This is a genomic window from Salinicola corii (assembly GCF_008298015.1).
Lineage (GTDB): Bacteria > Pseudomonadota > Gammaproteobacteria > Pseudomonadales > Halomonadaceae > Salinicola > Salinicola corii.
This window is the reverse complement of sequence record NZ_VTPX01000009.1, coordinates 43,763-64,681: the sequence shown is the minus strand read 5'-3', so window position 1 is coordinate 64,681 and position 20,919 is coordinate 43,763. Positions and strand designations below refer to the sequence as shown.

Sequence of the window (20,919 nt, the reverse complement as noted above, 5' to 3'; positions counted from 1 at the left end):
CTTCGGACGCCCGGCTAGCGCTGGGTAGCGCCAGCCGGGCGCAGGCTTCAGGCATAGGTGTTGATTTGCGTTCCCACGCTGCCGGAGGATGCCAGCTCCGGCGACGGTGACACCGAGGACATCAACTGCGCGATGTGTGATGCCTGCCCATCCAGCGACTTTTTCAACAGGCTATTCTGCACTTGCTGGTCCTGATTGAAGTTCTGTAGTGCCAACGCAGTGCCGACGGTGGCATTGACTGCAGTATCCATCACCAACTCCTTGATCCGAAGAAAGGCCATGTTGCCATCGACCTTTCGGTTTCTCGATCTTTCGGTCCATCGATTGGTCTTATCGGCCGGACGCTACACCGACTTTAGCCATCGGGCATGGGCAGGCATCGCGGGCGGCGACCCCACCGGGAAAATCACGGCGCTATCGTCTACGCTTGACGGCGCAGTTGTCACCTAGCCAAGCGTTTGCCATCCGAAGGATATATCGATGCCCAGACTCCCGTTTACCCTCGCACTCGCGCTCTGTGCCGGCGTTACCTTGAGTGCTTGCCAGCAGCGTGACGCTTCGAATCAGGATACCGACGCTTCCAAGGAGACGTTTCACGCGGCGAATTACCCGCTCGAGGTCCAATACGATGCCTCGCTGACACGCGTCGATGGCGAGGTCTCCAGCTATTTCGACAACGGCGGCTGGCAACTGTCGGACGACGCGCCCGGCGATCGCCTGATCCTGCTGGAACTCCCCGAATCCGACGACGTGGCGACCGCCCTGTGGCGCTTGGGCGCAAGCCATGATGCCGAGGCCGTGGACCACTGCCTGACCCTGCCCACCAATGCCCAGGCCATGCCCTCGAAGACCACCATGGCGGGAGAGGCGTTTACCGGCTTCACCCTTGGCGACGCCGGCATGAGCCACTTCCAGAATGCCGAAGGTTATCGCGCCGTGGTGGACGATACATGCTACGCCATCGACCTGATCGTGCAGGGCACCCGTGGCGAGGTCTACGATCCCCCACGCCAGCCGCCGTTCTCCAGCGACGAGGCCATGAAACGGTTGCGCTCGATCAGCGACGGGCTGTCATTCACCGGCAAATAGCCAGGCTACCCCACTGCCGCCGGCGCTCGGCCGGCCACCCGAGGGAGCGCGCGTCCCCCCGATGGGGCCGCTCCAGCCGAAGACCGGCTCGATGCCGCCGCGTCGATCGTCTTCCCCAGGTCGAAGGATGAGATCGCCTCATCCAGCAGGCAGGATTGCTGACGCAGTCGCTCCGAGGCACGCGAGACGCTCTCGACCAGCGATCCGTTCTCCTCGGTATCCTGGCCGATCCCGCGCAGGTCGGCGTTGACCTCGCCAATGTCGTCGCTCTGGCGGCAACAGGCCCGGCTGATCCCGTCGATCAGCCGAGCGACATCGTTCGTCCGGGCAAGCATGTCGGCCATGGTATGCGCGACGTCTTCCGCCCTGGCGGTACCGTTCACGACTTGCTGCCGGGAGTCGCCGATCAGCGCCCTGATATCGCGGGACGCCCCGGCGCTGCGGTCGGCCAGCACCGGATCATCACGATGGGTAGGATACTGGCCGGCAACCCCACGACCAGGGCAGGCCACCACAGGTCGTGAACGGCGGCCATTCCCAGTGTCGCGAAGCAGAGGACGATCAGCAGCAGCTCCATCAGACGATTGGCACGAACATAGACACCGGTCAGCAGGTCCCTGGGCGAAGAAGATGAATCCATGGCGTCTCTCACGGTCTTGTTGTCGGATCCGGTCCATTACCGGGTGTCAGCGTGCATGCCGATCAGAACAGTTATCGGCATCCCGAAGCGACACTTCACTCCCTTTTCGTCGGCCCCTTCCCGCCGCGGGACACCGCCTTGGCGCGGCTGCTACACTGCGAGCGCGAGCCCCAAGGATTGGATGACCTCATGAAAACCATCGGAGCCCACGTCAGCGCCGCGGGCGGTGTCGACCAGGCCGTGAGTCGCGCCACCGAGATCGGCGCCAACGCTTTTGCGCTGTTCACCAAGAATCAGCGCCAGTGGAAGGCCAAGCCCCTGGAAGAGAGTACGATCGAGGCATTCAAGCGCGCCTGTCGCGAGCAGGGTTTCGGCCCGGCCCAGATACTTCCCCACGACAGCTACCTGATCAACCTGGGCCATCCCGACCCGGAGGGGCTGGCCAAGTCCCGCGCGGCGTTTATCGACGAGTGCCAGCGCTGCGAGCAGCTGGGGCTGACACTGCTCAACTTCCACCCCGGCAGTCATCTCAACCGGATCAGCGAGCGCGACTGTCTGGCCCGGATCGCGGAGTCGATCAACGAGACCCATGCGGCGACCCGCTCGGTGGTCGCGGTGATCGAGAACACTGCCGGCCAGGGCTCGAATCTCGGCTTCAGGTTCGAACAACTGGCCGAGATCATCGAACAGGTCGACGACAAGACCCGCGTGGGCGCCTGCATCGATACCTGTCACGCCTTCGCCGCCGGCTATGACCTGCGCACCGAGGCGGACGCCACTGCAATGCTCGACGAGTTCGAGCGCGTGGTCGGCATTCAATACCTGCGCGGCATGCACCTCAACGATGCCAAGAGCGAGTTCGCCAGTCGGGTCGACCGCCACCACAGCCTCGGCAAGGGCAATATCGGCCTGCCGGGGTTCACCGCATTAATGCGCGATCCCCGCACCGATGACATACCGCTGATACTGGAAACCGTCGAACCGGCGATCTGGCCGGACGAAATCCAGTGGCTGCGCGATCAGCAGCACGCCGATTAACTTTTCAGGACAAGACCTCACCATGGATGGATTCTTCAACTGGCTCGGCGAAGCGATCGGCAACGTGATTCGTGCCGTGATCAATGGGCTGCACGGCGTTTTCGGCGGCCTGTGGCAGGCACTCGACGGCTTCGTCGAGGGATTGACCGGCTCACTGGGCATCAGCGATTCGGTCTTCAGCATCGCCGTGCTGGTGATTGGCGTGCTGCTGCTTGTCAGTGGCATCCGCTCACTGGTTCGCGGCGGCATCGTCGGCGGCATCGTCTGGCTGCTGCTGGGCCTGCTGATACTGAGCTGGCTGATTCGTTGAGTCGGGTGTCTTCCCGATGGCAACAATCGTCGGGAAGACATGCCTATTCCTCCTGGGCCCCCATGATCTCCTTGTCATTCCCCCTTTCGTCTACCACCTTGAGGTCGCAAGGTCACAATGATCGGTGACCGATTGACGACAGGTTCTGTCGTCGCGTCAGACAAGGAGACATCAGGATGAGTCAGTCACTCAAATCGCAGCAAGACGGCGTCGACGTCTACAACCAGTTCATTGGCGGCCAATGGCTCACCGGTGACGGCGAACTGCTGGACGTGCTCAATCCCGCCACCGGCGAGGTCATTGCGCGGGCCCGACTGGCCGATGAAAAGCTGGCCGACCAAGCACTCCAGGCAGCCCAGGATGCGTTCCCCGCCTGGTCACGCAAGACCGCCGTCGAGCGCGCCGATCACCTCTACAGGCTGGTGGAGCTGATCCAGGAGAACCGGGACCGCCTGGCCCGGCTGATCACCACCGAACAAGGCAAACCGCTCTCCGAATCCGATGCAGACGTGGGCATGTGCTGCGACCTGATCCGCTTCGCGGCCGAGAATACGCGCCGGCTGGAGGGCGACATCATCCCGGCGGACGACCCCGACGAGCAGATCTGGATCCAGAAGGTTCCGCACGGCGTGGTGGTCGGCATCACCGCCTGGAACTTCCCCGCGGCGCTGATCGGCCGCAAGCTCGGCCCGGCCCTGGCGGCGGGCAACACCATCGTGCTCAAACCTTCGGAAGAGACCCCGCTGACCGCGCTCGAGCTGGTCGAACTGGCGCGTCAGGCCGGTATTCCCGACGGGGTGGTCAACCTGGTCAACGGTCGCGGTCGAGACATCGGCAATCACCTGATCCAGAGCCCGATCACCCAGCTGGTCAGCATGACCGGCAGCGTGCGCGGCGGCCGCGAGATCAACAAGGCCGCCGCCGAACATCTCAAGATCGTGCGTCTCGAGCTGGGCGGCAAGGCGCCGTTCATCGTGCTCGACGACGCCGATCTCGACCCGGCGGTCGACGCTGCCATCGCCTCGCGCTACAACAACTGCGGCCAGGTGTGCACCTGCAACGAGCGGATGTACGTGCAGTCCGGCATCTACGATCGCTTTCTGGAGCGCTTCAAGCAGCGCGTCGAGGCGCTCAAGGTCGGCAATCCGCTGACCGACAAGGACGTCGACATGGGGCCGAAGATCAACGCGAAAGAGCTCGACAAGATCCATGACATGGTCGAACACGCCCAGAGCCAGGGCGCGCGCTTGCTGACGGGCGGCAAACGACTGACCGGCGGTGATTACGACAAGGGCAACTACTACGCGCCGACGATCCTGACCGATGTCGACAACGACATGGACATCATGAAGGAGGAGATCTTCGGGCCGGTGGCGCCGATCATGAAGGTCGACGGCTTCGAGCAGGCGATGGCGTACGCCAACGCCTCGGAGTACGGCCTATCCGCCTATGTGTTCACCCAGAACGTGAAGCACCTGATGGCGCTGACCCGGGAGCTCGATTTCGGCGAGATCTACGTCAACCGCGGCGGCGGCGAATCAGTCCAGGGCTTTCACAAGGGGTATCGCAACAGCGGCCTTGGCGGCGAAGACGGCAAGTACGGGCTGGAAGCCTACGTCAAGAGCAAGACGATGTACGTACACTATTCCTGACGCCCATGCCGCCCTTTGAGTGAATCGTCGCCGTTTTCCGACCTTCCCCATGACGGGCCGCCAGTGGCGGTCCGTTGTCGTTACCGGCCTATCGCTCTGCTAGCACTGCCCAAGCGACGGCAGCACGTGGTCGCGATAGCACCACAGAATGAACACCCCGGTGGCGATCATGACGAGCGCCACGCCCAGCAGGATCGAACCCGTCGCCAGAAAACCGGCCGTCGCGCTGACGAGCAGCCCGCCCAGCGGCTGGGTGAGGTTGTTGAGCATCACCACCAGCCCCGTCGTCTTGCCGAAGTCTTCCGATGGGATGACCCGACGGCGCAGGCTGCGAATCGAGACGCTGAACATCTTGTCGAAGCCGATCACCAGCAGGAATCCGAGGGCGTAGAGCGACGAGATCGCGGTCACGCTCGCCATCAGCCCGCCCAGCGCCATCGCCGCATAGGCCAACAGCCCCAGCCGGTCCGCCGGTATCAGCGACCTTGCCGTGAACAGCAACACCAACACCGTGGCCAGCGCGCCGCCGGCCTGCAGCACGCCATAGTATATTTCGCCGTGGCTCTGAACGCCGGTGACAACGGCGGGCGCCGTTGCCAATAGCGTTCCCAGCAGCAGGTTGACGGCCATCGCCAGTCCAATCGAGGCCGGCAAGGCGGGACTGGTGCGTAGATGACGGCCGGCGATCAGCAGCGCCCGATACCCGTTGGGCGAATCCGATCGCGGCACCGGAAGCTCGGGCCGAGCCCCACGCTGCCAGCGCCACACCGCGAAATCGCTCAGCGCGAACCCGAGCGCGATCACCACCACCACCGTCTCCCACTCGAGCCGCGCCAATAGCGCCGCCGCCACCAGCGGGCCAAGTACCGTCCCCACCTGATCGAACAGTTGAGCGTGGGAGACGAGTCGCTCGTAGCGGGTTGCGCCGAAGGCCTGCACCAACAGCATCTCTCGCGCCATGACGCCCTGGGTCGACAATACGCCGACCAGCGCCGACAGGCCGATCAACCATGCCACATGGGGTACCGCCAGATAGCCCAGGATCGCCGCGATGCATGTCGCCATGCGCCAGCGCTGGCTCGACCGCAGCAACCGATCGTTGCGATGACGGTCGCAGAGCTGACCGCACAGCGGAAAAGCCAGAAACCGTGGCAGGGTCTCGAAGAAGAACGCCAGCCCCGACCAGGCGACACTGCCGGTCAACCGATAGATCACCAGCGGTACCAGAAACAGCAGCATCTGGTCCGCCAGTCGCGACAGCAGCAGCGAAACGAAGAAATGTCGGTTGGACGATGTCATGCGCCGGACGCTCCCCCCAGGTTCCTATTACCGGCGGCAACCGCCAAGCCGCGGCGCCGCTCGCCGGGCGCGACCGGAATCGACCAGGCGAGAGCCGTCATCAGGCATCCGCCAGCGCGCGTTCCACCATCTCATAGACGTTGGGCGAGAGTTTCTCGGCACGAATGCGCTCGAGCTCGGCCTTCATCAACGCCTGACGCTGCTCGTCGAAGCGCTGCCAGCGGGTCAATGGGGTGATGATGCGCGCGGCGATCTCCGGGTTGAGTCGATTGAGTTCGATCACGACGTCCGCCAGCAACTTGTAACCCTCGCCATCGAGTCGGTGGAAATTGACCCGGTTCTGGGCGAAGGCGCCGATCAACGCGCGCACCTTGTTGGGGTTCTTCATCGAGAACAGCGGATGCCCCATCAAGAAGCGCACGCGATCGAGCACGTCGGCCTGGGGACGGGTGACCTGGATCGTGAACCATTGATCCATCACCAGCGGATCGTGAGCCCATTTCTCACCGAATGCCTTGAGTGCCGGCTCGGCCAGATCGGTGCGGTCGCTGTGTGCCAGCAGCGTCAACGCGGCGCGGACGTCGGTCATGTTGGCGCCCCGCTCCAGTTGCTGCTGCGTGAGGCCGATGGCTTCGTCGTCCTCGATACTCATCAGGTAGGCCAGGGCGACGTTCTTGAGGCGACGGCTCGCGATCTGCTCCGGCGTCGGCGCGTAGGGCTCGTCACTCAGGTTGTCACGGTAGATGGCGAGAAAGTCGTCGCGCAGTTGCCAGGCCAGCGACTGGCGCACGAACTCGCGGGCGGCATGGATGGCGTCGACATCGACCATCGGCTGCTGTTCGGCGATGTACGCCTCCGACGGCAGCGTCAGCATTTCCGCCAGCACGGCCTTGTCGTCACCGGGCTCGTTGAGCAAGCTGCGATACGCCTCGACCAGGCGCACGTCCATCACCTTCTCGACGCCGTTCCGATGCGCGGCGATCAGGTCGTCCAGCGCCAGCATGGTCAGACGCTGACCGGCATCCCAGCGATTGAAACCGTCGGAGTCGTGGGTCAGCAGGAACGCCAGCTCCTCGCGGGAGTAGGGATAGCGCAGCTTCACCGGTGCCGAGAACCCGCGCAGCAACGACGGCACCGGCGCCTCCTCGACGTCGGTGAAGACGAACGTCTGCTCGGCTTCGCGCAGATGAATGACGGCATCCTTGCCCCGTTTTTCACCGTCCAGCGTCAGGGTCAGGTCGTGGCCGGACTTGGTCCCCACCAGGCCCATGCGAACCGGAATGTGGAGCGGCAGCTTGCCGGTCTGTCCCGGCGTCGCCGGAGTGCGCTGCGACAGGCGCAGACGATATTCGCAGTTGGCGTAATCGTACTCGCCATGGGCGTCCACCTCCGGCGTTCCTGCCTGCGAGTACCAGCGCAGGAACTGCTCGAGGTCGAGGCCGGACACTTCCGCCATGCAGGCGACGAAGTCCTCGATCGTCACCGCCTGGCCGTCGAAGCGCTCGAAGTAGAGATCGCTGCCGCGGCGGAAATCCTCCCATCCCAGCAGGTGGCGCAGCATGCGCACCAGTTCCGCGCCCTTCTCGTAGATCGTCAGGGTGTAGAAGTTGGATATCTCGATGTAGTGATCGGGACGGACGGGATGGGCGGTGGGTCCGGCGTCCTCGGCGAACTGGGCGGTACGGAAGAACGAGACGTCCTCGATCCGCTTGACCGCGGCCGAATTGACATCGGCGGAGAAGGTCTGGTCGCGGAAGACGGTGAAGCCTTCCTTCAGCGAGAGCTGGAACCAGTCGCGGCAGGTGACCCGGTTGCCCGACCAGTTATGGAAGTATTCATGGGCGACGATCCCCTCCACCCGCTGGAAGGTCGCGTCGTTGGCGGTCTGCGGATGGGTCAGCACCGCCGCCGAGTTGAAGATGTTGAGCCCCTTGTTCTCCATCGCCCCCATGTTGAAGTCGTTGACGGCGACGATCATGAAGCGGTCGAGATCGTACTCGCGACCGTAGGTCTCTTCGTCCCACTGCATGGAGCGCTTGAGCGAGGCCATGGCGTGCTCGGTCTTGTCGAGGTTCTCCGGCTCGACCCAGATCTGCAGCAGCACATCGCGGCCGCTCATGGTGGTGTAGTGGTCCTCGACCTTCTCCAGGCTGCCGGCGACCAGCGCGAACAGGTAGCTGGGCTTGGGGTGCGGGTCTTCCCAGGTCACGAAGTGGCGATTGTTGGGCAGCTCGCCCTTCTCCACCGGATTGCCGTTGGAGAGCAGCACCGGCAGCGAATCGCGGTCGCCGATCACCGTGGTCGAGAACGTCGCCATCACGTCCGGACGATCGGGGTAATAGGTGATACGGCGAAACCCTTCCGGCTCGCACTGGGTGCAGAACATGCCATTGGAGCGATACAGCCCCTCCAGTGCGGTATTGGCGTCGGGATCGATCTCGACCTCGGTATCGAGCAGGAAGCGCTCCGGTACGGTGGCGACGGTCAGCTTGCCGTCGCCGACCTCGAACTCCCCCGGCTCCAGCGTCTGGCCGTCGATGGCGATACGGATCAGCTCGAGCTCGCCACCGGCCAGTTCCAACGGCAGGCCGGTCTCCTTGTCATCGGGCTCGCGATCGGGATGGCGTTCCATATGCAAGCGCGCCTTGACCCGGGTAGCGGACGGCGCGAGATCGAAGGTGAGCTCGGTGTGCGTGACGCGGTACGCCGGCGGCAGATAGTCCTTGAGATAGGTCGCTTGCATCCCAGACATGACAACGCTCCTTGTGGAAGTGGGCAGGTCGCGACGGCGGGTCGAATCCGAAAACGGGCCCGCCGCCCGACGATCGAGCACCATTCTACCCGCGTGACCGGAACGATATCGAATCAGGATCGCGCCCGGAGAAGACGGGCGGGATGTAAAGCAAAGAAGGGAGGAGAAGAGAGACGCGGATACCGGCCCCGGGGCTCAGCGGCGCTCGGAGGCCTCTTCCGACCACACCCCACGCACCGGACACTGCAGGCTCGGCAAGGGCCGCGTCACAATCCAGAGCGCCAGCCCCGCCAGACCCACGATCAGGCCGACCTTGAGCGGCCAGAGGGAGACGGTGAAGGCGATGATCGCACACGAGACACCGAGCATGATCACGGCCATGATCTTGGCGTGCCTGGGGATGGCACGCTCGCGTTCCCACGACTGGATCGGCGGGCCGAAGCGCGGATGGTTGCGAATCCAGTTGGCAAAGCGCGGAGAACCTCGCGACGCCAGCCACACCGCTGCGAGCATGAAACAGGTGGTCGGCATTACCGGCAGGAACAGACCGATCACGCCCAGCGCAAAGCTGATGGCGGCCAAGGTGACATAGATGGCATTACGCATGCCGGACATCCCCACTGCGATGGATCGAGGCGCCGCCCGAAGAGGACGCTGGTTCCGGTAGTGTAAACCAGCCTCCTCCCTGCCCTCCAATCTCCGTCGATGGAAAACGCCAATGTTGACGATAGCGAAACCGTCCGTTCGCCTGGAGACGGCTAGTGTGGCCCGGTCTTCGGCGTAGGCTGTCGGTAATGCCCATTTTCACGGAAGCGACTGCCATGACGACGCGCCAGGTGCTCTATCTCTCCCACGGCTCCCCGGACCTCAGCCTGACCGACCACCCGGCCCGCGCCTTCCTGGCCGACCTCGGCGAGCGGTTGCCCAAGCCCTCGGCAGCGCTGGTGATCTCGGCGCATTTCGAAGCGCCGGGGCTGGTGCTGGGCAGTGCAGCGACGCCCGCTACCTGGCACGACTTCCACGGCTTTGCCGATGCCCTCTATCAGATGCATTACCCGGCTCGCGGCTTGCCCGAGATGGCCGGATCGTTGGCAGCCGAGCTCAATGACAACGGGATCGATACGCTCCTGGATCCCAAGCGGGCGCTGGACCACGGCATCTGGTCACCACTTTCGCTGCTGTGGCCGCAGGCCGAGGTCCCGCTGATCCCGGTCAGCGTGCCAATGGGGGCCGGCGCCGCCATGCAGCTCGAGATCGCCGCCTCGCTGGGCCGCTGGGCGGAAGCGAACGACCTGATGCTGATCGGCTCCGGTGCCGCCACCCACAACCTCGGCGCCCGGCACTTCATCCACGATGCGCCGGATACCTGGGCCAGGCAGTTTCACGACTGGGTCATCGACGTCGCCGCACGCGGCGATCTCGACGCGATGAAAGCGTGGCGGGATGCGCCGAACGCCCGCTACGCGCACCCGACGCCCGAGCACTTCCTGCCGTTGCTGATGTGCGTGGGTGCCATGGAGGGCCGACCGCTTCGGCCTCTTCACGAGAGCTTCATGTTCGGCAATCTGAGCATGCTGGCGCTGGGTAGCGAGGCTGTCGCTGCCTGAACTCCATCTCGTGTTTCCATGCTTCAAGACCCGTTTCAGGGTGAGTAATTATCCATGACGCGCTGATACTGACTCGGCGCCGCACCGATGTGACGACGAAAGAAGCGTGTGAAATGCCCCTGCTCGGAGAAGCCCAGCTCCTGAGCCAGATTGCCCAGAGAGCCTTGGCGGTTATCGGCCAGCCACTGAAACGCCGAACTCATGCGCCCCATGTTGGCCAGCATTTGGGGGGTCATCCCCGTGGTTTTCTTGAACAGCGAGAAGAAATGCGCGCGTGATAGTCCACACTGTCGAGCAATCACATCGAGATCCAGCTCGCCCGGCGCGGATTCGAGAATGAGCCCGATGCCTCGTCGTATACGGACGTCGTAGAAATCGCCCGCAGTACCCGCCTTCAATCTGGCCAGATGATGCCAATCGGAGTGCTTTTCGACGATCGATATCAAGAGATCAAACAGCAGGCTCTCCATTTTTTCCCGGGGCATCGGCCCAAACCCGAGCATCTCGCCGATCAGGATATCCGCCTGACGACGCATGTGGGGGGTCAGTTCGATACACGGCTGCGCGAAAAAATCGGGGCGAGCGCTGGTCGAGAGATCCGTTTGAAGCGCCGCGAGCCAGCGTGGTTCGATATACAGTGCCAGGATCACGCTCTCGGATACGCCGGCTTGGTGGTCGTAATAGTGAGGTTCCCAGGCGTTGACGAGCACGGCGGTGTCATCGGTGAGCGGTAGTCGACGCCCGCGCACCGAGAAATAGGTGTTCTGCCCGGTGGCCTTGATGAGGACGTGACACTCGGAATGGGCATGAGGCACCAGCGGCTCGTCCATATCCAACAAGGCGATTCGTCCGAACCCCCCATGAAAGATTCGATAAGCATTCGACATAGTGCCTCTCGGTCATCCCGATTATGTTGATGGCCAACAGCCCACAATATCATTCCGAAGCCGATCCAACGGTGGCATTGGACCAAAGATGAAACCGCTCACGAAGCGATGATTACCTGACGTCACGCCATCCCGATCTCGCCAGGTACCACCGCGCCTGCCTGTCACCGATGCACCGCCTAGACCCGGCTGCCGTCGACAGGAGCCTTCTCGCCCGGCGTTGCCGATACGCCATCGACGGGGGCCTCGCGCAATATTGCCGATACCACGATGCCAGCGACCAGTGCCCAGAATGGCGAACTGATCCCCAATAAACTCAATTTGCTCATCGCCACCACCAGCGCCACGAAGGCCCCGATCTGATAACCGGCCTGTTTGTTGAAGGCTTGCTGGAAAGCCGCCAGCAGCACACCGATCATCGCCACACCGGCAACACTGGCAATCAACGCCTTGGGCAGCGCCATGATCAGCGGCACCGCACCGCCCGCGAACAACCCGAAGGCGCAAAACAGCACGCCATTGACCAGCGTCGCGCCATAACGCTTTTCACGGTCGGCGCCGGCTTGATCGGAGGCGCAGATCGCCGTCATCGGTCCGGCAATGTTGGCGTTGTGCCCGCCGAGCAGCCCGGCCACAATGCCGCCGATGCCGCTGATGATCGTCATCGCGTTGACCGGCGGCCGATATCCCTCGGCTAGCAAGACCCCCGTCGCCTGGGCGTTTTCCGCCCCAAGCACCAGCGCTGCCAGCGGGATCGATATCGCCACGAAGGCATCGAACGAGAAATTCGGCCAGGTGAACTGTGGGGCCACCATCGCGATATCTACGCCGCCGGTCTGGATGGCACCCGTGAAATAGGCCATCAGAAAGCCCACTACCGCAGCGACCAGTACCGGGGGAACGGACTTCAAAAAGCGTGATGTCAGAAAGAAGGCAACGAGCGCCATTCCGGCAATCAGCGGCGCGGCGCCCACCGAGTCGACGGCCCCGACGCCGAAGCGAATCAACGCCCCGGCGATCATCGCCATGACGATCGGCATGGGCAGCCAGCGCATGATGCGCCCTACCCAGCCGCTGAGGCCCAGCAGAAGCACGATGAGGCCACTCAAGATGAACGCTCCGACCGCCTCGGCGAACGGTATCGTTACCAGCGCGACGCTCATGATCGCCGCCCCCGGGATGGAATAGGCTCCCGTAATGGGTTGGCGATATCTAAGCGCCATGATCAAGCTGATCAGACCGCCGAGAAAATAGACCGCAAATAGCCACGCCACCGTCTGCCCATTGGTCAAATGTCCCGCGTTCGCCGCACTGATCACGATCAGCGCGGGTCCCGAGCAACCGAACAGCGCTGCAACGATTCCGGTACTGATGGACTTGAAGGAAAGAGCCGAACGCAGGTCTTTCCCCCAATGGATACGGTCTCCTCCCGGCAACGCAGCCCGGGTATCTTTTTGAGACATGGCGTGACTCCTCGTTATCGTTTTCTAGTTATCGTGTCGTTGCTGGTGAGCGTTCAGCGGTCGCCGAATTTACTCCCCGCGGAACACCGCCTTGCGTTTGGCATGAAAGGCTTCGACCCCTTCGCGGAAGTCGTTCGAGCTGCGCAGACGGCTGTAGCAGTGGCCTTCCATCTCGATGGCAACCGACAGCGGCGAATCTTCGTTGTCGTTGATCAGCTTCTTGGCGGTGCGCTGTGCCAGCGGCGAAAAGCGACGCAACTCCTCGACCAGCGAGCGGGTGGCGGCTTCCAGCTGATCATCCGGTACGCATTCGGTAGCGATACCCCATTCCAGAGCCTGCGCCCCGGTAATGCGCTTGGCGCGCATGACCATGTGTTTGGTGCGGGTAATGCCGATGATCTTCTGCAGTCGAGCGGAGCCGCCGGATCCCGGAATCTGGCCCAAGTTCTGCTCGGGCAGGGCGTAGCGTGTGGTTTCGGAGGCGAGGCGGAAATCACACGCCAGCGAGAGTTCGAAGCCGACGCCGAAGGTATAACCGCGATTGGCGACGATGACCGGCTTCTCACACCGTGCCGGTGCCGCCACGTTCCACGCCAGCTTGGAGACATGTTCTGGCGAAGCCTCCAGAAACCCCTTGATGTCACCGCCGCTGGAGAAATGCTCTCCTTCGGCACGCAACACGATGACTCGCACATCGTCGTGGGCGTCGAGCGCCTCGAATACCTGCCGCAGCACCTCCCGCTGCGACATGGCGATCACGTTGAGCGGCGGACGATTGAGAACAATATCGGCCCGCTCGTGATCGGCATCGATTTGCACCTCGAAGCCGTCGAACTCGGAAGCCAGAAAATCCTTGATCGCGGGTTGAGTCATGACAGTTCCTTGATTGGGTTGAATCGGTCGTGGATCGGATCGAACGTGAATCGGACGCGAACCGACAGTTAGTCGGTGGCCAGGGAGTCGGCGCGGTCATCGAGGAGCACGCGACGCAGGACCTTGCCAACGGCGGATTTGGGAATGTCTTCGACGAAGATGTAGCGGCGCGGGCGTTTGAAGCGTGTGAGGCCAGCTTCGTTGCAGTGCTCGCTCAGAGCGTTTTCGTCCACCGCGCCACGCACCTTGACGAACGCCGTGACGATTTGGCCCCACTGCTCATCGGGCAGCCCGGCGACCACCACTTCCTCGACCTGCGGATGCAGCGAGAGCACGTTCTCGATCTCGGCGGGGCTGACGTTCTCGCCGCCGGTGATGATCAGGTCGTCGACACGGCCGGTGACGAACAGATCGCCGTCCTCGTCCAGGTAGCCCATGTCGCTGGTGAAGTACCACCCATCGCGGAGCGACTTCTGGTCGGCTTCGGGGCGCCGCCAATATCCCGAAAAAGCCTCGTCTCCGGCCAGGTCGGCGATGATTTCACCCTCTTGTCCCGCCGGCAGGACTTCGTCCGGGGATGCCGCATCGACTGGTACCACCCGGATGCGCTGATTGAGCGAGGCGCGACCGGAGGAGCCCGGCTTGCGGTTGGCTCGTTGATCGATGGTGAACGTGTATATCTCGGAGCAGCCGTAGTGATTGACGAACAGACTCGGCTCAAACGCAGCTTCGACGCGGGCCATCAGACCGGCGCTCATCGCCGCCCCGGCGAAACCGATCTTGTCGACGCTGGCCACACGCTCGGCTCGGAAGGTCGGATGCTCGATCAGCATGTGATAGAGCGTGGGAACGAGATAGAGGTTGGTCACCCGATCGCGCTCGATCGCTTCCAATGTGGCTTCCGGGTCGAAGCGCGGCACGCAGACGAAGGCGCCATCGATCAGCGCCATCGACAGCAGCGAACGTACCCCCATGGTGTGATAGAGCGGCATGACGCCTAGCGTGCGTTCGTCGTGGCGATAAAGATTCTGGGCCACGTGCGCCATCGCCGCAGCGCGCTCCGCTTGGTGCGTTCGCGGTACTCCCTTGGGCCTTCCGCTCGTGCCCGAGGTATAGAGCATCAGCGAGATATCTTGGGGTCGAGCGCGACACAGCGTCTCGCCCTGCCCGCCGAGCAGCGACTCGAATGCCACGGCCGCGTCGTCGCCGCAGCCGCCCACCGCGATACGAGAAATGGCGTAGGCTTCCTCGCAGGCCAGAACTGCCTCGGCGCCTGCGGCATCGAATGCGACACCACGGGCCTCGGCGTCTTCCAGACAGTAGCGCACGTCCCGGTCCGTCGAGCGCCAGTTGATCGGGGTGACGATAATGCCGGCAAACTGACAGGCCCAGTGCAGCGTTGCCATCTGCCAACGGTTTTGCATTACCACGATCAGATGGTCTCCACGGCCCAGCCCCAATGCTTCCAGCCCGCGTGCCACGCTCTGGATATCCTCGAGCCATTCGGCGTAGCTGCGCCGGAACTCACCATCCGTGATCGCTATCGACCGCGGACGTCGTTCTACCGTTGCGAGAAAACTGCGGCCAAGGTCGAACATTAGGGTGTCTCCTGTCGGTTGTTCTGTCTGGCCCGGGCCACTGCCAGCACGGCCTGGACGATGCCGGTGTAACCGGTACAGCGGCAGAGATGACCCGACAGCATGTCGCGCACCTCGGCTTCGCTCGGGTCCGTCACGCGGCCCAGAAATTCGTGGCAGGACATTAGTATCCCCGCCGTGCAGAATCCGCATTGCAGCGCGTGATGTTCCCGAAACGCGCGCTGCAGATCGTTGAGCTCGCCCTCTTTTGCCAACGACTCGATCGTTTCCACACGACGGCCTTCGACTTGTACGGCGAGCATCAGGCACGATCGTGTGGCGCGTCCGTCGACCATCACGGTGCAGGCGCCACATACGCCATGCTCACATCCGACGTGTGTCCCGGTAGCGCCGAGCGAGTGCCGCAGGAAGTCGCACAGCTGCGTGCGCGGTTCGGCATAGGCACTGCGCTCGCGACCATTGAGCGTTAGCGTGACGCGATAGCGTTCATCGAGCCGGACGTACATCGGCGGTCTCCTCCTGGACGATCTCTTCGGTCATCAGTCGCCGTCCCATTTCTCGTACCAGGTGACGGCGGTAAGTGGCAGAGGCGTGAATGTCGTCCTGCGCCTCGAGAGACCAGGCCAACGTGTTGAGGGCGTCGTCGAGATCGACGTCGCGGGGAATGCGTCGCACCACGGGCCGGTCGGCGACACCGCCCACGCCGAGGTGGTATTCGGTTTCGCCGATGTCGACGGCCAAGGCGACGATGGCGAAATCACCATGGCGCATGGCGACCTCCTGGAAGCGATAGCGATGCCCTGCCTTGCTGAGCGGAAAGCGCACTTCGGTGATCAACTCGTGGGGACGTCGAGCGGTGGTCAAGATCCCCTGAAAGAAGTCATCCCCGGTCACGCGACGCGGTTTACCACGCTTCGTCTCCAGCACCACTTCACCGCCCAGCGTGGCGAGGCATAGCGGCAGCTCGGCACTGGGGTCGGCGTGAGCGATGGACCCGCAGACGGTGCCGCGATTGCGGGTCTGGAAATGGCCGATCCAGGGCAGCATCTGTGCCAGCAGCGGCACTTCGTCAGCGAGTGCGGCGTACTCCGCCAGTTCGGCCTGGGTGGTGGCGGCGCCTACCGCAAGATAACCGTCGCGTCGCTCGATATAACGCAGCTCGTCGACGCCGCTGATGTCGATCAGCACCCGGGGCTGACTCAGGCGCATGTTGAGTACGGCCATCAGCGATTGGCCGCCGGCGATGATTCGAGCATCTTCCCCGCGTTCGACCAGTTGCTCGATGGCCTCGCGACGGGTCGTGGGTCGGTAGTAATCGAAGGCAGCGGGTTTCATTGGTCACCTCCGCGCTTGCCGGTCAGAGCGCGCAATCGTTGCCATAGCGATCTTTTGCTCGTGCTGCCACTCAACCGTTGCGAGAGCCGCGAGAAGATCTGACCGATGAGCATCTTCGAGGCGCTGGAGAGCATGCGTCCGCCCACCGAAGCGATCTTGCCGCCCACCGTCACCTCGTAGTCGTAATCCAGGCGGGTCTTGCCGCCTTCGATTTCGCTGAATCGAATTTTTGCCGCCCCAGCGGCATCGCCCATCCCGCTCTTGCCAGCACCGGAGAGACGCAGCGAGTGCGGTGGCTCGAGTTCGGCCAATTCGACGCGGGCATCGAAGCGGGCCCGGATCATGCCGACACCGACGGTGACGTCGGCGCGATAAGCGTTGTCGCCGGTCAGCTCCAGAGAATGGCAGCCCGGTATCATGGCTTTCAGCGTGTCGGGATCGAGAATGCTGTCGAAAACCTGCTGCGGCGACGCGGGAATTTCGACACTGTCACTAGCGCTCAGCTTGGAACCTCCACCCGCCGACGCCTGCGGGCTCTCTTCAGCCACACCTTCCGGCCTTGGCGGTTCCTCGATCCCCATCAGCATGCGGACTTTCGATGGCGTCAACGGCAGCTCGATGGCCCCCGGTTCGACCGCGTCACCCAGCGCATCTGCTACCGCGTTGGCAATGCACACCGGCGTACTCATGTTGTTGCCTTCACCGACGCCTTTCGCCCCCAGCGGCGTGAATGGGGAGGGCGTTTCCATGTGCAGAATGGTCGGATCCGGCACTTCAACGGTGGTGGGGATCAGGTAATCGGCCAGCGTGCCCGAGGCAAAGCTGCCATCCTCGTTGTAATGGAAGACCTCGTAGAGCGCGGCACCCACCGCCTGAGCGAAAGCGCCGCGCACCTGCCCGTCCACCAGCTGCGGATTGAGCATGCGTCCGGCGTCATGCAGCGTGACGTAGCGGTCGATCGTCACGCGACCGGTAAGCGAATCGAGCTCCACGCCGCAATAATCGAAAATGAAGCCGTAGCAGAGCGAGCTGTTGATACGCTCGTCGTCATCGGGCGCCGTCAGTTCGGCCGGCGTCCAGAAGGCGGTTTCGCGCAATCCGCCCGTTTCACCTTCAGGCAGCGTTCCCGGCGCCCAGTGAGTCGCGCCGGCGAGACGCTGAAATGACGTGGCGTGGACACCGTCGGCGGTATAGATTCGCCCTTCACCGAAGCGGATGTCCTCGACCGACACCTGCCACTGTTGCGCGGCGATGGCGTCCAGACGCGCACGAATCTTGAGCGCCGCGTTATGGACGGCGCCAGCCACCGCACCGGCAAAACGACTGGAATAGTTGCCCGAGGCGATCGACCAGGCATCCTTGCCGGTATCGAGCTCTACATCGACGCGGATGCTCTCGAGGGAAATTCCCAACACGTCGGCGACCACCTGGGCCGCGACGGTTCGATGCCCCTGACCTTGGGGCGTGGAAGAGACGTGGACGCTGACGCTACCCAGCGGGTCGACACTGATGGTGGCGGTACTCACCGCGCCGTTCTTGGGCCCGGCACGGCGCCGCTCCTCCGGCGTCTGCGCCATGGTGATGTAACCCATGTTGGAGATCGACGGCTCCACGGCCACCGTATAGCCGATTCCGTAATGGCGACCTTCGCGACGGGCAGACTCCCGACGCTGGCGCAACTCTTCGAGGCCGCCCTGCTCGACACCAAGTTCGATGCCGCGTCGATAATCACCGGAATCCAGCAGCGCCCCGGCGGCGCAGCGATAGGGAAAAGCCTCGGTGGGCACCAAGTTGCGACGAATCACATCGAGCGGGTCAAGATCCAGCGTCACGGCAATACGCTGCATCAGTCGCTCCAGTGCAAAGTAGACCTGAGGCCCGCCGAACCCACGATTGAGGCCGGTCGGCATCTTGTTGGTCATGACGATACGATTGCGAACCTGGAGGTGATGAATGTCGTAAGCGCCAGTGAGATTGCCGTGCATTCGATAGGTGGTGGCAGGCTCCGGGGCCCTTAGATAGGCGCCGCAATCATCGAGCTGATCGAAACGCAAGGCCGAGACCCGCCCGTCGCTCGCAAAGGCCGCTTCAATCGTGGTGACTCGGTTGGTGGCCGACGATGCGCCCTGCAAATGCTCGAGCCGATCCTCGACCCACTTCACTGGCGCCCCGACCTTGCGTGCCGCCAGCCCCATCATCACGACATAAGGAAAGACGCCCTGCTTGATCCCGAAACTGCCGCCGGAATCCGGCGGCGTACGCAGTCGCAGACGATTGGCGGGCACTTGCAGGGCGCGCGCCATCACCGAATGAATCGCGTAGGGCCCCTGGAAGTTGGCCATGACGTCGTAGCCACCCTCAGCGGGATCGTACTGGCCCAGAACGACGTAGCACTCGATCGGCGTGCAGGCACTACGGGGGTAGCGCACCTTGAGGGAAAGTCTGTGCGCTGCCTGCTCGAAAGCGGTATCCGCATCGCCATAATTGAAATAACGATCATTGACGACGTTACTGCCGACGGCCTCGTGCAGTACGCTGGCGTCATCGTTAGTGGCCATTTCGGGATCGATGGAGACGCCAAGAACGTCGTATTCGACCTCGACGGCATCCAGCACATCCTCGGCCAGATAACGATCCTCGGCGATGATCACCGCCACCGGTTCACCGACGTAGCGAACCTTGTCGACCGCCAGACACCAGTGCTCCATGGGCTGACGGACTCCCACGGGAAATGGCGCTGCCCAGCGTTTGACGTCTTCTCCCGTCAGCACACCTCGCACGCCCGGTATCTGCAAGGCAGCCTCTATCGCGACCCGCTGGATTCTGGCGTGCGCATGGGGCGACCGAACGACCGCCGCATGCAGTGTTCCCGGCGGGACGGCGAGATCGTCAGCGTAGCGCCCTAGGCCTCGTAATAACGCCTCGTCTTCGACACGCGGTTGACGCTTGCCGACGTAGGAGCGCGACTGCTGATGATGAAGCGGTGCTGCTGAATTCATCGAAGCCCCCTCGGTGGGCGTGAACCTGTGCCGAGGAGTCTATGATCGAGGGGGATTTCGATGCATTGCCGGTCGATACGGAATTTAGCCGCAGAGTCGGGCGGTTTACCGCTGAGTCTGATTTCAAGACCAAGGTCTAAAGATGGCTACCACTCGAAACCGGCGAGCGCTTCGATCTTGAATCTGAAGTCGCGTAAAGGAATGGAGCCTGGGAGATAGGCGATGAGAGAAACGGGCCTGCGTGGGGGAGCAGGCCCGGGAGGGTAGTGATCGGCTCCGCCGAGCCCAATCAGCGAGAAGCGATGATCTCTGCGGATACAGGCGAAGGCGAGAAAGAACTCACTCCCGAAAGTTGTCGTACTGCAGCGGCAAGTCGGGACCCTGCTCTCCCTTGAGCAACGCGATCGCCTGCTGCAGGTCGTCGCGCTTCTTGCCGCTGACGCGGACCTTGTCGCCCTGGATCGCCGGCTGCACCTTGAGCTTCGAGTCTTTCAGCAGCTTGACGATCGCCTTGGCGTCGGGCTGTTCCAGGCCCTGCTTGAGCTTGACCTGCTGGCGCGCCTTGACCCCGGAGGTCTGGGCGTCCTCGATCTCCATGCAGCGCGGGTCGATCCCGCGGGCGATCAGCTTGTTGCGCAGCACATCGATCATCTGCTGAAGTTGGAACTCGGCGTCCGCCTCGATCGACACGGTCTCGCCCTCCAGCGAGAAGCTGGCATCGACGCCGCGAAAATCGAAGCGGGTCTGTATCTCGCGGTTCGCCTGGTCGACGGCGTTGGTCGCTTCATGGCGATCGAATTCGGAGACGATATCGAAAGACGGCATGGGGATAGTCCTCAGTAAAAAATCCACCGCAGATGCGGCGAGGGTCAGTCGGCTGACGCCGTATCGGGCGTCCCGGGAGCGTCGAGTCGCTTGTCCATCTGCCAGGCGGCGCAGCCATCGGCATAATAGTCGTCCAACCAGCGATGGGCGATGAATCCCATCCGGCGATAGAGCCCCATCGCGACACGGTTGTCGGCACGCACCTCGAGCAGCAGGCGCTGGCTGCCGCGCTCCCGTGCGGCCTCTTCCAGCGCCTGGAGCAACTCCCGCCCCAGCCCGGTGCCGCGAGCGGCCGGATCGACACAGAAGGAGTAGAGCCGCGCCGTGACGCTGTTGCGCCGAAACAGCAGCGTGCCGTAGCCGACGACGCGCTGATCCTCGGCAACGGCCAGCAGGTTGACGGCATTGGCGCGGGTCAGCAGGTGCGCCAGTTGGCGGCGGCTGAAGCGATCACTGTCGAAGCAGCGCTCTTCCAGTTGGTACAAGGCGTCGCAGTCGGCGGGTAAGCCGCGACGAAGCGTGCGGAGCATGCGTGCGCTCTCATCAGATTCA

General features: G+C 63.2%; 20 protein-coding genes. 5 read left to right on the top strand and 15 right to left on the bottom strand.

What is annotated here, in order from left to right:
* Window positions 1-47: 47 nt before the first annotated feature.
* Window positions 48-251, bottom strand: a complete 204-nt coding sequence (locus F0A16_RS15370) for a putative motility protein (protein ID WP_149436288.1) — start codon at window positions 249-251, stop codon at window positions 48-50.
* Between the two features lie 229 nt (window positions 252-480).
* Between F0A16_RS15370 and F0A16_RS15365 the strand changes: the two genes are divergently transcribed.
* On the top strand, window positions 481-1,089 hold the full coding sequence (locus tag F0A16_RS15365) for a hypothetical protein (RefSeq protein ID WP_149436287.1): 609 nt from the start codon (window positions 481-483) through the stop codon (window positions 1,087-1,089).
* Window positions 1,090-1,094: 5 nt separating this feature from the next.
* Here F0A16_RS15365 and F0A16_RS15360 read toward each other — a convergent pair whose 3' ends face one another.
* Window positions 1,095-1,544, bottom strand: a complete 450-nt coding sequence (locus tag F0A16_RS15360) for a methyl-accepting chemotaxis protein (RefSeq protein ID WP_187776042.1) — start codon at window positions 1,542-1,544, stop codon at window positions 1,095-1,097.
* Window positions 1,496-1,729 (bottom strand): hypothetical protein, encoded by a 234-nt coding sequence (locus F0A16_RS21790; protein ID WP_187776041.1) that lies wholly within the window; start codon window positions 1,727-1,729, stop codon window positions 1,496-1,498. Before F0A16_RS21790 ends, F0A16_RS15360 begins: the two co-directional genes overlap by 49 nt.
* A 189-nt stretch (window positions 1,730-1,918) precedes the next feature.
* Here F0A16_RS21790 and nfo point away from each other — a divergent pair, with 189 nt between their 5' ends.
* The 3 genes from nfo to aldA all read left to right on the top strand — a co-directional run bounded on the left by nfo (window position 1,919) and on the right by aldA (window position 4,729).
* Window positions 1,919-2,767, top strand: a complete 849-nt coding sequence (gene nfo / locus F0A16_RS15355; protein ID WP_149436285.1) for a deoxyribonuclease IV — start codon at window positions 1,919-1,921, stop codon at window positions 2,765-2,767.
* 22 nt (window positions 2,768-2,789) lie between these two features.
* Window positions 2,790-3,077 carry a hypothetical protein gene (locus F0A16_RS15350; RefSeq protein WP_149436284.1) on the top strand — a complete coding sequence of 96 codons (288 nt, stop codon included), beginning with the start codon at window positions 2,790-2,792 and terminating at the stop codon, window positions 3,075-3,077.
* A 176-nt stretch (window positions 3,078-3,253) separates the two neighbouring features.
* Window positions 3,254-4,729, top strand: a complete 1,476-nt coding sequence (aldA, locus tag F0A16_RS15345; protein ID WP_149436283.1) for an aldehyde dehydrogenase — start codon at window positions 3,254-3,256, stop codon at window positions 4,727-4,729.
* 99 nt (window positions 4,730-4,828) lie between these two features.
* Here the strand turns inward: aldA and F0A16_RS15340 are convergent, their stop codons facing one another.
* The 3 genes from F0A16_RS15340 to F0A16_RS15330 all read right to left on the bottom strand — a co-directional run bounded on the left by F0A16_RS15340 (window position 4,829) and on the right by F0A16_RS15330 (window position 9,386).
* Window positions 4,829-6,028 (bottom strand): MFS transporter, encoded by a 1,200-nt coding sequence (locus F0A16_RS15340; RefSeq protein ID WP_149436282.1) that lies wholly within the window; start codon window positions 6,026-6,028, stop codon window positions 4,829-4,831.
* 100 nt (window positions 6,029-6,128) lie between these two features.
* Entirely contained in the window at window positions 6,129-8,780 is a 2,652-nt protein-coding gene (gene pepN / locus F0A16_RS15335; RefSeq protein WP_149436281.1) for an aminopeptidase N, read from the bottom strand.
* Window positions 8,781-8,975: 195 nt separating this feature from the next.
* Window positions 8,976-9,386 carry a YbaN family protein gene (locus tag F0A16_RS15330; protein ID WP_338100613.1) on the bottom strand — a complete coding sequence of 137 codons (411 nt, stop codon included), beginning with the start codon at window positions 9,384-9,386 and terminating at the stop codon, window positions 8,976-8,978.
* A 215-nt stretch (window positions 9,387-9,601) separates the two neighbouring features.
* Here F0A16_RS15330 and F0A16_RS15325 point away from each other — a divergent pair, with 215 nt between their 5' ends.
* On the top strand, window positions 9,602-10,387 hold the full coding sequence (locus F0A16_RS15325; protein WP_187776040.1) for a DODA-type extradiol aromatic ring-opening family dioxygenase: 786 nt from the start codon (window positions 9,602-9,604) through the stop codon (window positions 10,385-10,387).
* A 35-nt stretch (window positions 10,388-10,422) separates the two neighbouring features.
* On the opposite strand, the gene F0A16_RS15320 is transcribed toward F0A16_RS15325, so the two are convergent.
* The 9 genes from F0A16_RS15320 to F0A16_RS15280 all read right to left on the bottom strand — a co-directional run bounded on the left by F0A16_RS15320 (window position 10,423) and on the right by F0A16_RS15280 (window position 20,897).
* A complete protein-coding gene (locus tag F0A16_RS15320; RefSeq protein ID WP_149436278.1) occupies window positions 10,423-11,274 on the bottom strand; it encodes a helix-turn-helix transcriptional regulator in 852 nt (283 codons plus the stop codon).
* A gap of 179 nt (window positions 11,275-11,453) precedes the next feature.
* A complete protein-coding gene (locus tag F0A16_RS15315) occupies window positions 11,454-12,737 on the bottom strand; it encodes a benzoate/H(+) symporter BenE family transporter (RefSeq protein WP_149436277.1) in 1,284 nt (427 codons plus the stop codon).
* Between the two features lie 69 nt (window positions 12,738-12,806).
* A complete protein-coding gene (locus F0A16_RS15310) occupies window positions 12,807-13,610 on the bottom strand; it encodes an enoyl-CoA hydratase/isomerase family protein (RefSeq protein WP_149436276.1) in 804 nt (267 codons plus the stop codon).
* Between the two features lie 68 nt (window positions 13,611-13,678).
* A complete protein-coding gene (locus tag F0A16_RS15305; RefSeq protein ID WP_149436275.1) occupies window positions 13,679-15,208 on the bottom strand; it encodes an AMP-binding protein in 1,530 nt (509 codons plus the stop codon).
* Window positions 15,208-15,714 (bottom strand): (2Fe-2S)-binding protein, encoded by a 507-nt coding sequence (locus tag F0A16_RS15300; protein WP_149436274.1) that lies wholly within the window; start codon window positions 15,712-15,714, stop codon window positions 15,208-15,210. The genes F0A16_RS15305 and F0A16_RS15300 overlap by 1 nt, the downstream gene beginning before the upstream one ends.
* Window positions 15,695-16,543 (bottom strand): FAD binding domain-containing protein, encoded by an 849-nt coding sequence (locus F0A16_RS15295; RefSeq protein ID WP_149436273.1) that lies wholly within the window; start codon window positions 16,541-16,543, stop codon window positions 15,695-15,697. The genes F0A16_RS15300 and F0A16_RS15295 overlap by 20 nt, the downstream gene beginning before the upstream one ends.
* Complete coding sequence (locus F0A16_RS15290) at window positions 16,540-19,542, bottom strand: xanthine dehydrogenase family protein molybdopterin-binding subunit (RefSeq protein WP_149436272.1); 3,003 nt, start codon at window positions 19,540-19,542, stop codon at window positions 16,540-16,542. The genes F0A16_RS15295 and F0A16_RS15290 overlap by 4 nt, the downstream gene beginning before the upstream one ends.
* Window positions 19,543-19,881: 339 nt before the next feature.
* Complete coding sequence (locus F0A16_RS15285; RefSeq protein WP_149436271.1) at window positions 19,882-20,367, bottom strand: YajQ family cyclic di-GMP-binding protein; 486 nt, start codon at window positions 20,365-20,367, stop codon at window positions 19,882-19,884.
* A 44-nt stretch (window positions 20,368-20,411) separates the two neighbouring features.
* Entirely contained in the window at window positions 20,412-20,897 is a 486-nt protein-coding gene (locus tag F0A16_RS15280) for a GNAT family N-acetyltransferase (protein ID WP_149436270.1), read from the bottom strand.
* Window positions 20,898-20,919 lie beyond the last annotated feature (22 nt).